This is a genomic window from Streptomyces aurantiacus (assembly GCF_001418335.1).
Classification (GTDB): Bacteria; Actinomycetota; Actinomycetes; order Streptomycetales; family Streptomycetaceae; genus Streptomyces; species Streptomyces aurantiacus.
Map to the genome: position 1 here is coordinate 1 of NZ_LIPP01000027.1, position 15,035 is coordinate 15,035.

Annotated in this window: 16 protein-coding genes; 7 read left to right on the top strand and 9 right to left on the bottom strand. The window is 68.3% G+C overall.

Going from position 1 to position 15,035, the window contains the following annotated elements; genetic code table 11:
• Positions 1-909 precede the first annotated feature (909 nt).
• Positions 910-1,542 (bottom strand): HAD family hydrolase, encoded by a 633-nt coding sequence (locus AOK01_RS03705; RefSeq protein ID WP_055508326.1) that lies wholly within the window; start codon positions 1,540-1,542, stop codon positions 910-912.
• Positions 1,543-1,619: 77 nt separating this feature from the next.
• Between AOK01_RS03705 and AOK01_RS03710 the strand changes: the two genes are divergently transcribed.
• Positions 1,620-2,156: a DUF2269 family protein gene (locus AOK01_RS03710; RefSeq protein ID WP_055508328.1), complete on the top strand. Its 537-nt coding sequence runs from the start codon at positions 1,620-1,622 to the stop codon at positions 2,154-2,156.
• A gap of 35 nt (positions 2,157-2,191) precedes the next feature.
• Positions 2,192-3,028 carry a GNAT family N-acetyltransferase gene (locus tag AOK01_RS03715; protein WP_213862050.1) on the top strand — a complete coding sequence of 279 codons (837 nt, stop codon included), beginning with the start codon at positions 2,192-2,194 and terminating at the stop codon, positions 3,026-3,028.
• Positions 3,029-3,189: 161 nt separating this feature from the next.
• Here the strand turns inward: AOK01_RS03715 and AOK01_RS03720 are convergent, their stop codons facing one another.
• Together AOK01_RS03720 and AOK01_RS03725 are read right to left on the bottom strand one after the other, a co-directional pair.
• Entirely contained in the window at positions 3,190-3,609 is a 420-nt protein-coding gene (locus AOK01_RS03720; protein ID WP_055508330.1) for a GlcG/HbpS family heme-binding protein, read from the bottom strand.
• Between the two features lie 104 nt (positions 3,610-3,713).
• Positions 3,714-4,940, bottom strand: a complete 1,227-nt coding sequence (locus AOK01_RS03725; protein ID WP_055508332.1) for an MFS transporter — start codon at positions 4,938-4,940, stop codon at positions 3,714-3,716.
• 138 nt (positions 4,941-5,078) lie between these two features.
• Between AOK01_RS03725 and AOK01_RS03730 the strand changes: the two genes are divergently transcribed.
• Together AOK01_RS03730 and AOK01_RS03735 are read left to right on the top strand one after the other, a co-directional pair.
• The gene (locus AOK01_RS03730; RefSeq protein ID WP_055508334.1) at positions 5,079-5,543 is read left to right on the top strand and encodes a MarR family winged helix-turn-helix transcriptional regulator; all 465 of its coding nucleotides are present in this window, start codon (positions 5,079-5,081) and stop codon (positions 5,541-5,543) included.
• 57 nt (positions 5,544-5,600) lie between these two features.
• Entirely contained in the window at positions 5,601-6,053 is a 453-nt protein-coding gene (locus tag AOK01_RS03735; protein WP_055508336.1) for a GNAT family N-acetyltransferase, read from the top strand.
• A gap of 151 nt (positions 6,054-6,204) precedes the next feature.
• Here the strand turns inward: AOK01_RS03735 and AOK01_RS03740 are convergent, their stop codons facing one another.
• On the bottom strand, positions 6,205-7,593 hold the full coding sequence (locus AOK01_RS03740) for a serine hydrolase domain-containing protein (protein ID WP_055508338.1): 1,389 nt from the start codon (positions 7,591-7,593) through the stop codon (positions 6,205-6,207).
• Between the two features lie 134 nt (positions 7,594-7,727).
• Positions 7,728-9,206, bottom strand: coding sequence for a replicative DNA helicase (gene dnaB / locus AOK01_RS03745; RefSeq protein ID WP_063792709.1), 1,479 nt, complete (start codon positions 9,204-9,206; stop codon positions 7,728-7,730).
• A gap of 459 nt (positions 9,207-9,665) precedes the next feature.
• On the opposite strand from dnaB, the gene AOK01_RS03750 reads away from it, so the two are divergent.
• On the top strand, positions 9,666-11,003 hold the full coding sequence (locus AOK01_RS03750) for an MATE family efflux transporter (RefSeq protein WP_055508365.1): 1,338 nt from the start codon (positions 9,666-9,668) through the stop codon (positions 11,001-11,003).
• Between the two features lie 248 nt (positions 11,004-11,251).
• Here the strand turns inward: AOK01_RS03750 and rplI are convergent, their stop codons facing one another.
• The 4 genes from rplI to rpsF all read right to left on the bottom strand — a co-directional run bounded on the left by rplI (position 11,252) and on the right by rpsF (position 13,021).
• Positions 11,252-11,698 (bottom strand): 50S ribosomal protein L9, encoded by a 447-nt coding sequence (rplI, locus tag AOK01_RS03755; RefSeq protein WP_055508341.1) that lies wholly within the window; start codon positions 11,696-11,698, stop codon positions 11,252-11,254.
• 18 nt (positions 11,699-11,716) lie between these two features.
• Complete coding sequence (gene rpsR, locus AOK01_RS03760) at positions 11,717-11,953, bottom strand: 30S ribosomal protein S18 (RefSeq protein ID WP_003949403.1); 237 nt, start codon at positions 11,951-11,953, stop codon at positions 11,717-11,719.
• Between the two features lie 57 nt (positions 11,954-12,010).
• The gene (locus tag AOK01_RS03765) at positions 12,011-12,652 is read right to left on the bottom strand and encodes a single-stranded DNA-binding protein (protein WP_055508343.1); all 642 of its coding nucleotides are present in this window, start codon (positions 12,650-12,652) and stop codon (positions 12,011-12,013) included.
• Between the two features lie 78 nt (positions 12,653-12,730).
• The gene (rpsF, locus tag AOK01_RS03770) at positions 12,731-13,021 is read right to left on the bottom strand and encodes a 30S ribosomal protein S6 (RefSeq protein ID WP_028804085.1); all 291 of its coding nucleotides are present in this window, start codon (positions 13,019-13,021) and stop codon (positions 12,731-12,733) included.
• Positions 13,022-13,296: 275 nt separating this feature from the next.
• On the opposite strand from rpsF, the gene AOK01_RS03775 reads away from it, so the two are divergent.
• Both AOK01_RS03775 and AOK01_RS03780 read left to right on the top strand, forming a co-directional pair.
• Complete coding sequence (locus AOK01_RS03775) at positions 13,297-13,611, top strand: hypothetical protein (protein WP_055508345.1); 315 nt, start codon at positions 13,297-13,299, stop codon at positions 13,609-13,611.
• A gap of 273 nt (positions 13,612-13,884) precedes the next feature.
• Positions 13,885-15,006 carry a lipid II:glycine glycyltransferase FemX gene (locus AOK01_RS03780; protein WP_055508347.1) on the top strand — a complete coding sequence of 374 codons (1,122 nt, stop codon included), beginning with the start codon at positions 13,885-13,887 and terminating at the stop codon, positions 15,004-15,006.
• Positions 15,007-15,035 lie beyond the last annotated feature (29 nt).

The window sequence follows — 15,035 nt, forward strand, 5'->3', positions numbered from 1 at the left end:
AGAGGCGGCCCCAGCGCGGCCGGGGAGGCCGGCCGCGCTGGGGCGGGCACCGAGGTGGGGGCGTTGGTCCGCGTGGGGGCGTTGGCCGGCGTAGATGCAGAAGCCGGCGTAGGGGCAGAGGCCTGGGCGGAGCTGTCGTCAGGGGGGCTGTCGTCGGGCGAGCTGTCATCGGGAGAGCTCACGTGGTGGCCGCTCGGGTGGGTGGATCCGGCGTCGGCTCGGTCGGCCTTCGGCTCGGGCTCCAGGTCCGGGGGTGTGCGCCGCCGGGTCGGACCGCTGTCTCTCGTCGCGGACCTGCCGACGGGCCGCAGCGCGGCCAGGCGCCGCCCCTCGGTCGCCTGCTGCGGTCCGCCCGCGGGCGGTTCCGGCGGCGTGTGCGGTGTGAACCAGCCGCCCCCGCCGCCACCCCCTGAAGTGCCGTTGTCGGCCGACGTGGTGGTCGGAGCGTCCATGCTGTGCCTCGCCTCGAACATCTTTCGGTCGGTCTGCGCACCTCCGCGATCGGAAGATGCCTGCTTCCCCCGCAGACTGCTTACTTCGCCCCGTTCCGTTCCGTCGGCCAATGCGGCCAATGCGGTCAATGGAGGTCAATGGCGCCAATGCGGCCGCGTTGAATCGCGTCATCACGCATTCCACGGACACATGAGCAGCGAATGTGACATTGGCCGCACCACCGCCATCCCAGCATCCCGCCCGGCGCCAACGGCCCAGTCACGTAACCGAAGACGCGAGTCTTCGATCTCTCCGTCCCGTTAGGCTGCATTGCCCTGTGTTCGCCCCCCGACGTGATGTGCGGACACCTCATCGGAACACGAACCGGAGTCGACCATACCGGCCGCGGTCCGTCGCACAAGTCCCTGCTTCCTTACGTCAGGAATTGGGTGGGTGACGCCCCAGTATTTCTTTCAATTACCGGGCCGGGCACACCAATTCATAGGCCTCACGCAGATCCCGTCCCACGTAGGAGTGTGTGGCCAGGCCCGCCAGATGCCGGTCCGCATTGACCGCGACGGACACCGGGACCACCCCGAACAGGTCCCTGTCGGACATCGAGTCGCCATACGCGACGCAGTCGGCCCGCTCCACCCCGAACTCCTCGCAGAGCCGGTCCGCGATCAGCACCTTGGCCGCCGCGCTCAGAATGCGCGTCGGGTCCACCGGCTCGGTGAACGGCACCGCCGGGAAGCGGGACCCGTACGCCGCGTGCGCGCCCCATACGGTCAGCCTCTCCACGAAGAACGACGGCGAGAGCGAGACGACGGCGCAGTAGTCGCCGCTCCCCCTGATGCGCGCCCAGACGTCCTCGATGCCCGACAACCACGGCGCGCTCGCGAAGGCCGCCGCCACATGGGCCTCGGTGAGGTCCGCCCAGAGGGCGCGCACCTGTGTCGCATACTCCGGAGGGCCTATGAGCCCCGCCCCGATCGCCTCGTCGAGCGCCACGGCCTCGGCTTCCAGCCCGAGTTGCCGGGATATCTCGACAGGCGCCGACGTGCCGTGCAGCAGCGTGCCGTCCAGATCGAAGAGATGAAGTCTCGCCATGTACGCCGAGGCTAGTACGCGGGGTTACTCCCGCTGTCAGACGCCCTCGGCCGCAGGCGCGCGGCACGGTGTTTCACGTGAAACTAAGCCGCCCGGCACGCCGGGCCACCCTCGTCGTCCATGTCGCCGCGTCCGCGTGCTGGCTCGGGCTCACGCTCGGGCTGCTCGCTCTGGGAATCACCGCGACCACCACCGGGTCGGCGGCGACCATGGAAGCCTCTGTCCGCGCCATGAAGATCTTCGCCGACTGGCTCCTGCTCCCTCTCGCGTTTCTCACGCTCCTCAGCGGCCTGGTGCTGTCGCTGGGAACGCCGTGGGGGCTGGCAAGGCACCGGTGGGTCTTCACCAAGTTCTGGCTGACGCTGGCCACGATCACGGCCACCGTTTTCGCTCTGCGTCCCGGGGTCGGCGCCGCGGTCACCGCCGTATCAGCCGGCGAACCGCTGCCCGATCCCGGTGACGTTCTGTTCGGGCCGATCGTCTCGCTGTCCGCGTATCTCTTCATGACGGTGATCTCGGTCCTCAAGCCCTGGGGACTGACCCGACGAGGGCAAAGGATGCGTACGGGCGCCCGCAAACCGGTGGACGTCGAGACCGCCCGTCAGACAGCCTGACCTGCGTGTCGATTCCTTCCCCCACCGCTCTGCCCATGCGCCGTCTGACGCTTCGCGATCACTCCGCCTGCGCCGACCTCTCCGAGAACCGGGGCTGGCCCCGCGAGGAACACAAGTGGCGTCTGCTGCTCGCGGCCGGCACCGGCTACGGCATCGACGACCCCGACGGAGGCCTCGCCGCCGCGTGCATCGTGACCGCCTACGGGCCTCATGACCGGCCCGATCTGGCGGCGATCGGCATGGTGCTGGTCGCCGAACAGCGCGCCCGCCAGGGCATCGGACGCCGACTCATGCGGCAGGTCGTGGCCGAACTGGGAACCACCCCGGTGACCCTGCACGCCACGCCGTACGGACTCCCTCTCTACGAGGAGCTGGGCTTCAAGGTCATCGGACGGGCCGAGATGGTCCGCGGCCACTTCAGTCCTCGCGGCCCGGAGCCCGAGGTCGCCACGCGCCCGGCCACGGCCGAGGACCTCGCCGTGATCCTCCGCCTCGACGAGGAGGTCTTCGGCACGGACCGGACGCACATCATCACGCGGCTGCCCGCCTTCTCCGACCAGTTGCGTGTCGCCGAGGAGGACGGCCGGATCATCGGGTACGCGGCCGCTTGGCCCAACCTGGACAACCATGTCGTGGGCCCGCTGATCGCCCGGGACACCGAGACGGCGAAGGCGCTCATCGCCTCGCTGGCCTCCCGTACCGCTCTCCCACTGCGCACCGACATCGATGTGCGGCACGAGGAGCTGCTGGCGTGGCTGAAGGAGCGCGGGCTCGACCCCGTGAGTTTCAACGCGGTCATGACGTACGGCATCGGGGAGTTGCCCGGCGACTGGACACGGCGGTTCGCACCCCTGACCGTGGCCGCGGGCTGAAGAGCCCGCAGGCTGAAGAGCCGTCGGTGCGCCGTACCGCCGCCGCCTGTGAGCCTGATGGCCGACCGGATTGAAAGGGGCCGAGCCGCCTGTCCCCAGGACGGGCATACGGCTCGCTGTTTCGGGACGCTGCTGAACGCTCCTCGACATGCCGGAACGTCCTAGGCGAGAGCCTTCACCGCGGCGGTGGCGAAGGCGTGGTCCTGCTCCGGTGCGCCGCCGCCGACTCCGACCGCGCCGATCAGGCGACCGTCACGGTGGACCGGGACGCCGCCCGCGATGAACAGGAGCGGGCGGTCGAGCGCGGTCGGCAGGGTGTGGAAGAGCCCTCCGGGCTGCACGGCCTCGACGAGGTCCGCGGTGGGGGCGTCGAGCTGCAGCGCCGTGTAGGCCTTACGGGTACTGGTCTCGCCCGAGATCAGTACCGCTCGGTCGTCCCGCCGGAAGGCGAACAGATGGCCGCCCGCGTCGAGGACCGTGACGCTGACCGTGGCGTCGGCGGCCTCCGCGGCACGGCGGGCTGCCGTGACGAGAACCTCGGCGTCCTGGGTGGTCAGCGGGGTGACAGTGGTGGTGCTCATGAGGGGGTTTCTCCTTGCGAGGTGGTGCTGGGGTGGAGGATTCCTGCTCGTCGGAACTCGTCGGAACTCGTCGGAGCCGTGGCCGGACACGGACCGGCCGACGCTCAGTTGTGGACGGCTGCCCGCTGCTTCACGGGCTGGTTCTGCTCCGATCCCGCCGCGGCCGGGTCCGTCGGGGCGACCGGGTCGGCGCGGCGCTCCAGCGCGGCCGAGAGAACGGCGAGCAACAGGGCGGCGGCGGCGAGGACGGCGCCGACCCAGTTGGGGGCGGTGTAACCCATGCCGGCCGCGATCACTACGCCGCCGAGCCAGGCCGAGAGGGCGTTGCCGAGGTTGAAGGCGCCGATGTTCACGGCGGAGGCGAGCGTCGGGGCGCCGTGCGCCTGGTCGAGCACGCGCTTCTGCAGCGGCGGAACGGTGGCGAAACCGAGGGCGCCGATCAGTGTGATGGTGACGGCCGCCGCGATCTTGTTGTGCGCGGTGACGGTGAACAGGGCCAGTACGACCGCGAGGGAGCCCAGTGACACGTACAGCATCGGCATCAGGGCACGGTCGGCGAACCTGCCGCCGAGGAGGTTGCCGCCGACCATGCCGAGGCCGAAGAGGACGAGCAGCCAGGTGACGGAGCCGTCGGCGTAACCGGCGACATGCGTCATCATCGGTGCGATGTAGGTGATCGCCGCGAAGACTCCGCCGAATCCCAGGACGGTCATCGCCATGGCGAGCAGGACCTGGACGTTCTTGAAGGCGGCCAGTTCGTGGCGCAGTCGCACGCCTTCCTGCCTGGGCATGTCGGGCACCAGCTTGGCGATGCCCGCCAGGCCGAGGACGCCCAGTGCGGCGACGACCGTGAAGGTCACGCGCCAGCCGGCGGACTGTCCGATGAGGGTGCCCAGCGGTACGCCGACGACGTTGGCGACGGTCAGGCCGGTGAACATCATCGCGATGGCGCCGGCCTTCTTGTCCGGTGCGACGAGGTCGGCGGCGACGACCGAGCCGATGCCGAAGAAGGCACCGTGCGCGAGTGAGGCGACCACGCGTCCGATCAGCATGACGGAGAACGTGGGGGCGACGGCGGAGATCAGGTTGCCGACGATGAACAGTCCCATCAGCAGCATCAGCATCCGCTTGCGGGACACCTTGGTGCCGAGGACGGTCATGAGGGGCGCGCCGAACATGACTCCGAGCGCGTAGCCGGTCACAAGGAAGCCAGCGGTGGGAATGGAGACACCGAAGTCACCCGCGACCTCGGGCAGCAAGCCCATGATCACGAACTCGGTGGTTCCGATTCCGAAGGCCCCGATCGCGAGGGCCAGGAGCGCGAGAGGCATGGGGGAGCACCTTCCAGAAGATTGCAGGAGCGCTTTACGTGCGTTCACAATAGTTGCAGACGCGGGCTAAGTGCAAGCGCAGGATATTGCGGCCGTGCCCTATCCTGGTGTCAGCCGCTCCGGGTCGGAGGAAATGCCATGACAGCGACAGACCCCGCACTCACCGCCCTCGCCCAGGGCTGGTGCGCCCTCTCCCTGCTGCATGGGAGGATCGAGGCGCACATCGAACGCGCTCTGCAGACCGGGCACGGCCTGAGCGTGCGCGAGTACTCGCTCCTCGATGTCCTCAGCCGCCAGCACGACGGCGACGGCGGCCATCTGCAGATGAAGCAGGTCGCCGACGCGGTCGTCCTCAGCCAGAGCGCCACCACGCGTCTGGTGACCCGGCTTGAGGACCGTGGCCTGCTCTCGCGCTACCTGTGCCCCACCGACCGCCGTGGCATCTACACGAACGTGAGCGAGGCGGGGCTCAAGCTCCTGGAGGAGGCTCGGCCCACCAACGACGCCGCGCTGCGTGAGGCGCTGGACGAAGCGGCCAGGAGTCCCGAGCTGGCTCCTCTGGTCCGCGTCGTGGAGTCGGCGAGCGTATCCACGCCCGCGTAGAACGCGGAAAAGCGGCGAGCGCGGCCGGTATCAGGACGCCCTGCCTAGGCTGTCTTCATGGAAGATCTTGAGATACGCCGCGCAGTCGCGGCCGATGTCCCCGCGATCGTCGCGATGCTGGCCGACGACCCGCTGGGCGCGCAGCGCGAGTCCCCGGACGACCTGGCCCCGTATCTGACCGCGCTGGAACGCCTCAGCGAAGATCCGAACCAGCACCTTGTCGTCGCCGTGCGTGAGGGCCGCGTCGTCGGCACTCTCCAGCTCACGATCGTTCCCGGGCTGGCCCGCAAGGGGGCGACCCGCTCGATCATCGAAGCCGTACGCGTTCATGCCGACGAGCGGGGCAGCGGTCTGGGCACCCGCTTCATCGAGTGGGCCGTGGACCGTTCCCGGAGCGAGGGCTGCCAGCTGGTGCAGCTGACCTCCGACGCCACCCGGACCGACGCTCACCGGTTCTACGAACGTCTCGGCTTCACGGCGTCGCACGTCGGATTCAAGCTGCAGCTCTGAGAAACATGCCGCCGACGAGTAATCCACGGATCACCGGATCACCGCACAACGAGGGCTGTCCTGTTTCACGTGAAACAGGACACCTCGTCGTACTCACACCACACCGTGCGATGCCGCGCGGTGGGTCCGGGCCCGGAGTTCCGGGAGACGGCTACTTGATCCCGCGCCATCCCTCGGAATCCACTCCACCCGGCACCGGAGCGTCCTCACCGTACGGCTGCCGCGTGAACACGAACGAGCCGAGGTCCAGATGGCTCACCGAGCCGTCAGGGCCCTCCACGGCCCGTAGAGGCTCGCCGGCGTAGTAGCCGTCGAGCCCGGTCCAGGTCCCGTCGGCCCCGGACCGAAAGCGGGAGCGTCGGCCGTTGCCCGCCAGCGGGCCGAGCGTGACGTCACCGTCGGCCGTGAGGCGCAGCGCGAAAGCGTGCGTGCCCCAGTACCAGGGCCCGGCCAACTGCAATACGTCCCGGTCGACGTCGGAGGACGGCCGCCACGGCTCGGGAATCCGGGGCTCGGCCGCCGCCACGATGCGTACGAGGTCACCGGCGACCGTCGACACGGGTGGGCCCGAGGTGCAGTTGGCGAGCACGACGGCGGCCAGGTCGTCCTCGACGCTGATCATGAGCCCGGCGAGAAAACCCGGGAGGGAACCGCCGTGCCCCACCAGGGTCCTGCCGTCCCAGTGCTGGATCTGCAATCCGAGGCCGTACGCGGCTCCGGCAGCCACCTCCTCCGGTTCGGCCGGTGCTGCGGGCGTACGCATCTCCCGTACGGACTCGGCGCTCAGCACCCGGTCGTCGCCCTGGGCGAGGAACACCGCGAAACGTGCGAGGTCGCCACTGGTCGACCAGAGTTGACCGGCCGGCGCCATCCGCCCCAGGTCCTCGGCCGGCTCGGGAAGCATGACGTCCGCCCAGGGGTGCACGGCCCAGCCGCCCGCGTGAGGCGCCTGCGGCTGCCCGCTCGTCCGGTGCAGTCCCAGCGGTTCGAGCACCTCGCTCCGCAGGACCTCCTCCCAGGAGGCACTCCGCAACTCCTCGACCAGCGCGCCCAGCAACGTGTAGCCGGGGTTCGAGTAGTGGAACCGTCGACCGACCGGATGCCGGTGCGGCTGTTCGCCCAGGACGTCGGCGAGTTCGGGGCGCAGTGACCCGGGAGTGCGTTCCCACCAAGGACCGGGCGACTCGGCGGCCAGCCCTCCCGTGTGCGCGAGGAGTTCGGCGATCGTCGCCTCCCCCGCGCCCGTACCCGGAAGATGCTTCTCCAGCGCATCACCGAGATCGAGCAGGCCCTCGTCGCGCAGCCTCAGGACCAGGACGGCGGTGAACGTCTTGGTGATCGAACCGATGCGGTACTGCACGTTCTCGTCGGGTCCGTGCCCGTCCACCGAGGTGCGGGACCCGTGCCACACCGTCTCCCCGCCGCGCACCACCGCGGCGACCAACGACGGCGCCCGTCCCTCCGTCTGAGCGGTGGCGATTCTGTGCAGCAGGGCGCGGCGCGTGGCGGGAAGCAACTCATCCACAGGTGTCGTCGTCATGCCCCCAGTCCACCTGCCCCGACGTCCCACGTCGAGCGCATTCGACGCGGGACCGCGTAGAGCATCTCTTCGGCACCGGCCGTGAGATTCCGACACGGAGGAGCACGGAGTACGAGGTTCCGCACGGGTGGAAATCAGGTCTGTGCCATGTCCACGAACCGCGAGTAGTGGCCCTGGAAGGCGACCGTGATGGTGGCTGTCGGGCCGTTTCGATGCTTGCCCACGATGATGTCCGCCTCGCCCGCGCGCGGCGACTCCTTCTCGTAGGCGTCCTCGCGGTGCAACAGGATCACCATGTCCGCGTCCTGCTCGATGGACCCTGATTCACGCAGGTCGGAGACCATCGGCTTCTTGTCCGTGCGCTGCTCGGGACCACGGTTCAGCTGGGACAGCGCGATGACGGGCAGCTCCAGCTCCTTGGCCAGCAGCTTCAGGTTTCGCGACATGTCCGAGACTTCCTGCTGCCGGCTCTCGGAGCGCTTGCCGCCCGACTGCATCAGCTGCAGATAGTCGATGATGACGAGCTTCAGGTCGGCGCGCTGCTTGAGGCGGCGGCACTTGGCACGGATCTCCATCATCGACAGGTTCGGGGAGTCGTCGATGTAGAGCGGCGCGGCCGAGACGTCCGGCATCCGGCGCGCGAGCCGCGTCCAGTCCTCGTCGGTCATCGTGCCGGACCGCATGTGGTGCAGGGCCACGCGCGCCTCCGCGGACAGCAGACGCATGGCGATCTCGTTGCGGCCCATTTCGAGCGAGAAGATCACGCTCGGCATGTTGTGCTTGATCGAGCAGGTCCGGGCGAAGTCCAGCGCCAGCGTCGACTTACCCATGGCCGGACGCGCCGCGATGATGATCATCTGGCCGGGGTGCAGGCCGTTGGTGAGCTGGTCGAGATCGGTGAAGCCTGTCGGAACACCGGTCATCTCCCCCGACCGCGAACCGATCGCCTCGATCTCGTCGAGCGCACCCTCCATGATGTCGCCGAGCGGCAGATAGTCCTCGGTCGTGCGCTGCTCGGTGACCGCGTAAATCTCGGCCTGGGCGCTGTTGACGATCTCGTCCACGTCGCCGTCGGCCGCGTAACCCATCTGTGTGATGCGGGTACCGGCCTCGACCAGGCGGCGCAGGACCGCGCGTTCGTGGACGATCTCCGCGTAGTACTCGGCGTTGGCCGCTGTCGGGACCGTCTGGACGAGGGTGTGCAGATACGACGCGCCGCCGACCTTGGTGATCTCGCCGCGCTTGGTGAGCTCGGCGGCGATCGTGATCGGGTCGGCCGGCTCGCCCTTGGAGTACAGGTCGAGGATCGCGCCGTAGACGGTCTCGTGCGCCGGCCGGTAGAAGTCGTGGCCCTTGAGCACCTCGACGACATCGGCGATCGCGTCCTTCGACAGCAGCATGCCGCCGAGGACGGACTGCTCGGCGTCCAGGTCCTGCGGCGGGACACGCTCGAAGGACGAGCCCGCGCCGTCCCATCCACCGCTGTCCGAACCCCGGTCGTGCTGATCCTCCCGGCTCCGGCCGCCACCGTCGCGGCGCTGACGGGAGGCGGGCAGACGGTCACTGGGACCGCTGTCGGCCCAGGGGTCGTCCAAGGGCTCGGAAATACTCACCGGGCCACCTCCTCCCGTCCGCCGAGCGGACCTCGCCGTGCCCCTTATTCCTACGGCACGACACTGACAAATGAGACGCCCAACTCCGGTTCTCACGCGTCGGTTCCGCGAGGTTTCCGAGGACGGAGGAGGGAGAGTGTGCCGCACCACGTTAGGCCCGTCGGCACCGTCAGCCAATCCGGTTATCCACAGGCCATGTGGACGACGGACCCAATGCTGTGGAGAACTCCACGAAACCTGTGCACGACCCGGTGGACAGGCCTGTGAACAAGCACTCAGGTCGCTCTACACACTAGCTCTGACCTGCACATACCCCGTCCACCGGCTGTGCAGAAGAAAAACTTTCCCAGTCGGACCAAGATCGATGCGAATGACGCGCTGCGGGGCGTCCCGCGAGTTGGGAAGTAAGGGTCATTGATCCCTTGCATCTCTTACCTGTGGAAGATTAGATTGATGTGCATGACACAGGCTCCTGCGGCCTCCAAGGCCACCCGCCGGCGACACGATCGAGAGATCGTCGCACTGGCCGTTCCGGCCTTCGGCGCGCTCATCGCCGAGCCTCTTTTCCTCATGGCCGACACCGCCATCGTCGGCCATCTCGGCACCGCGCAACTCGCCGGTCTAGGAGTCGCTTCCGCCCTCCTTGCCACAGCCGTCAGCATCTTCGTCTTCCTCGCGTACGCCACCACGGCCGCGGTCGCCCGACGGGTCGGCGCGGGAGACCTTCAAGCCGCCATCCGGCAGGGCATGGACGGCATCTGGCTCGCCCTGCTGCTCGGCGCCGGCGTCATCGCCGTCGTCCTGCCCACCGCACCCGCCCTGGTGGACCTTTTCGGGACCTCAAGCACCGCCGCCCCCTACGCCATCACGTATCTGCGCATCTCGACACTCGGCATCCCCGCGATGCTCATCGTCCTCGCCGCCACCGGAGTTCTGCGTGGTCTGCAGGACACGAGAACACCGCTCTATGTCGCCGTCGCCGGCTTCGTCGCCAACGCCGCCCTGAACGTGGGACTCGTCTACGGCGCGGACCTCGGCATCGCCGGCTCCGCCTGGGGCACCGTCATCGCCCAGTTCGGAATGGCCGCGGCCTATCTCTTTGTGGTGGTCCGCGGTGCGCGCAAGCACGGTGCCTCTCTACGGCCCGACACCGCTGGGATACGCGCCTGCGCCCAGGCCGGTGCACCACTGCTCGTCCGTACCCTCTCGCTGCGCGCGATTTTGATGATCGCGACCGCCGTCGCCGCCCGCCTCGGCGACGCGGACATCGCGGCCCACCAGATCATTCTGTCCCTGTGGAGCCTGCTCGCCTTCGCGCTCGACGCCATCGCCATCGCGGGACAAGCCATCATCGGGCGCTATCTCGGCGCGGACGACACCCAGGGAGCACGCGAAGCCTGCCGCCGCATGGTGGAGTGGGGCATCGCCGTCGGTGTCGTGCTCGGTGGCCTGGTGATCGCCGGACGCCCCCTTTTCCTCCCGCTGTTCACCAGCGACTCGGCCGTCCATGACATCGCGCTGCCCGCGCTCCTCATGGTGGCGCTCTCCCAGCCGATCTGCGGCATCGTCTTCGTCCTGGACGGCGTACTCATGGGCGCGGGAGACGGCCCCTACCTCGCGCGAGCCATGCTGCTCACCCTGGCGGTCTTCGCTCCGGTGGCGCTGCTCATCCCGGCCCTCGGTGGCGGGCTCACCGCCGTCTGGGCCGCGATGACTCTCATGATGACCGTGCGCATGCTGACTCTGTGGCTACGCACCCGCTCGGGCCACTGGATCGTCACCGGCGCCACACGCTGATGCGCTGACTGTTTCACGTGAAACGGGACCGCTTCGGCGCCTCCGCGTTCTCCGCGCCTCTCGTTTCACGTGAAACGAGAGCAATGGGCGGACCACCCATCCACGGCAGCGCGTCCCACCGACTGGCCGGCTCGCTGCCCGCCTGACGGGCTCCGGCTCGTTTCACGTGAAACAGAGAGAAGGGCCGCACCCACGTGGGTGCGGCCCTTCTCTCTGCTCTGTCGAGACAGCTCTGCCGAGCGCAGCGATCAGGCTGCGACAACCTCGATGCTCACCTTGGCGGCAACCTCGGGGTGCAGACGCACGGACGTCTCGTGGGCGCCCAGTGTCTTGATCGGCGTGCCCAGCTCGATGCGGCGCTTGTCGACCTCGGGGCCACCGGAAGCCTTGATCGCCGAAGCGACGTCGGCCGGAGTGACGGAACCGAAGAGACGACCGGCGTCGCCGGAGCGGACGGCCAGCCGGACCTTGACGCCCTCAAGGCGGGACTTGATCTCGTTGGCCTGCTCGATCGTCGCGATCTCGTGGATCTTGCGAGCGCGACGGATCTGCTCGACGTCCTTCTCGCCACCCTTGGTCCAGCGGATAGCGAAATTCCGCGGAACCAGGTAGTTGCGAGCGTAACCGTCCTTGACGTCGACGACGTCGCCCGCGGCACCGAGGCCGGAGACCTCGTGGGTGAGGATGATCTTCATATGTCGGTCACCCTTCCCTTATCGCGCGGTGGAGGTGTAGGGCAGCAGCGCCATCTCACGGCTGTTCTTCACAGCCGTGGCGACGTCACGCTGGTGCTGCGTGCAGTTGCCGGTCACGCGGCGGGCACGGATCTTGCCGCGGTCGGAAATGAACTTCCGCAGCATGTTCGTGTCCTTGTAGTCCACGTACGTGACCTTGTCCTTGCAGAATGCGCAGACCTTCTTCTTCGGCTTGCGCACAGGCGGCTTCGCCATGTGTGTCTCTCCTGTGTGATCAAGAAGTGTGGGTACGACCCACCCTCGGCGCTGGGCCTAGAAGGGGGGTTCGTCCGAGTAGCCGCCACCGGAACCACCAGAGCCGCCGGAGCCGCTGGAACCGCCGGAGTTTCCACCCCAGCCGCCTCCGCCGCCACTGCTACCGGCCGGGTTGCCGCCGCTGGCAGGAGCGCTGGTCGCCCAGGGGTCGTCGGCGGGAGCACCGCCGCCACCCTGCTGCTGACCGCCGCCGGAGCCTCCGCCCCAGCCGCCGCCCTGCTGACCGCCACCGCCACCGGCGCCACCGCCGCTGTAACCGCCCTGGCCGCCTCGGCCGGTGGTCTTGGTGACCTTGGCCGTGGCGTTCTTCAGGCTGGCGCCGACTTCCTCGACGTCCAGCTCGTAGACCGTGCGCTTGACGCCCTCACGGTCCTCGTAGGACCGCTGCTTCAGCCGGCCCTGCACGACGACGCGCATGCCTCGCTGGAGCGACTCGGCGACGTTCTCCGCCGCCTGACGCCAGACCGAGCAGGTCAGGAACAGGCTTTCGCCGTCCTTCCACTCGTTGGTCTGACGGTCGAAGGTGCGGGGAGTGGACGCGACACGGAACTTCGCGACCGCCGCACCGGACGGGGTGAAGCGCAGCTCGGGGTCGTCGACAAGATTGCCGACGACCGTGATGACGGTCTCGCCTGCCATGGGGGAACCTCTCGGCGGGTTTGCTGCTGGCTGCTTGGTGCTGCTACTCGATGCCCGAGATCAGCTGAGCTGGAAAGCTCAGTGGGTCTCGGGACGGAGGACCTTGGTCCGGAGGACCGACTCGTTCAGGTTCATCTGGCGGTCGAGTTCCTTCACGACCGCAGGCTCGGCCTGCAGGTCGATGACCGAGTAGATGCCCTCGGGCTTCTTCTTGATCTCGTACGCGAGACGACGACGGCCCCAGGTGTCGACCTTCTCGACCTTTCCGTTCGCCTCACGGACGACGGAGAGGAAGTTCTCGATCAGCGGCGAGACAGCACGCTCTTCGAGATCGGGGTCGAGGATGACCATCACTTCGTAGTGACGCATGTATAACCCACCTCCTTTGGACTCAGCGGCCACGGTCGTTCCGTGGCAGGAGGGTTGTGATGCGTTCGCAACGGTATCGGCAGCCACTGACAACCGGACCGCCGATCAGCGAACTGAGCGGAAGACCATGCCGTGGCCTGGGCAGAGACCGGTGCAGACATAACAGACTACCCGCTCACCGGCTTCCGGTTGAAATCAGGGCCCGGTGACCGTCAATCTGTACACATCGGGTGTGTATGGCGCTACGACGCGCCACCTTCCGCAGGAGGTGCCCCATGGCACAGGCAATGCGACCCAACACCGCCGGCTCCCTCTTCGCCACCGACCACAAGCCCCATCCGCTTCAGCACACGCTGCTCGCCGTGACCCTGGTCCTCGGAGTGACGGCCTTCGTCTCCGCGATGTTCCACAGTCTCCATCTGCTCAGCTCGTGGGCGGGACTGGTGGGGATCCTGACCGGCGGGGCCGGCCAGTTCATCTCCGAGACGACCAGGGAACGGTTCGGACTGATCCTGGGTCTTGGCGCCGCCGGCGTGGGCCTCCTCCTCGGCATGGCGCACGGGGGCCTCTTCGGCGGCGTCATCGGCTGACGGCAGCCGGGATTCGGCACCCGGGAGTTCGGGAGTCCGGAGTCGACGGCCGGAAGCCGACACTCCGAAGTCAGGAGGTCCCCGGACGGCCCTCCCGACTCCCGGCACTCCCGGCCCACCCGCCGACAACACCTCCGGGTGCCCCGGTCGCGTACCGGTCGGCGCCCAGGACGCACACGGCCAGACGAGGCGCTCCCAGGGCGCAGTAGGCTTCGCCGCGAGAGCCGGAGCCCCTGTACCCATGGGGACACACCAGCCCGAGGAGCGCCCCGAATGAGCCTGACCCTGAGGACCATCAGCCGAGAGCAGCATCTGGCTTACATCCAGAGCCTGCCCGCGGCCAGCCACATGCAGGTCCCCGCCTGGGCAGACGTCAAGGCGGAGTGGCGCTCCGAGAGCCTCGGATGGTTCGACGACAAGTCCGGCGAGATGGTCGGTGCGGGACTGGTGCTGTACCGCCAGCTGCCCAAGATCAAGCGCTACCTCGCCTATCTGCCCGAGGGACCGGTCATCAACTGGTTCGCGCCGAATCTGACCGAGTGGCTGGATCCGATGCTCGCGCACCTCAAGCGGCAGGGCGCCTTCTCCGTGAAGATGGGCCCGCCGGTGTTCATCCGGCGCTGGGAGGCCACGTCGATCAAGCGGGGCATCCAGGACCCGGACGTGAAGCGCCTGCGCGACATCGAGGCCGACTTCATCGAACCGCGCGCCTTCGAGGTCGCCGACAAACTGCGGCGCATGGGCTGGCAGCAGGGCGAGGACGGCGGGGCGGGCTTCGGCGACGTACAGCCCCGTTACGTCTACCAGGTGCCGCTGGCCAACCGGTCGCTTGAGGATGTCCACAAGGGCTTCAACCAGCTCTGGCGACGCAACATCAAGAAGGCCGAGAAGGCGGGCGTCGAGGTCGTCCAGGGCGGCTACCAGGACCTGGAGGAGTGGCAGCGCCTGTACGAGATCACGGCGCTGCGCGATCACTTCCGGCCCCGCCCTCTCGCGTATTTCCAGCGCATGTGGACGGCTCTCAACTCCGAGGACCCCAACCGCATGCGGCTGTACTTCGCCCGGCACGAGGGTGTGAACCTGTCCGCCGCGACGATGCTGGTCGTCGGCGGGCACGTCTGGTACTCCTACGGCGCCTCCGACAACATCGGCCGGGAGGTCCGGCCCTCGAACGCGATGCAGTGGCGGATGCTGCGCGACGCCTACGCGCTGGGCGCGACCGTCTACGACCTGCGCGGCATCTCCGACTCGCTGGACGAGACGGACCACCTTTTCGGCCTGATCCAGTTCAAAGTGGGTACTGGCGGGCAGGCAGCCGAGTACCTCGGGGAGTGGGACTTCCCGCTCAACAAGCTGCTCCACAAGGCCCTCGACATGTACATGTCGCGCCGCTGACGCGCCCACCGCATATACCTGAACAACAC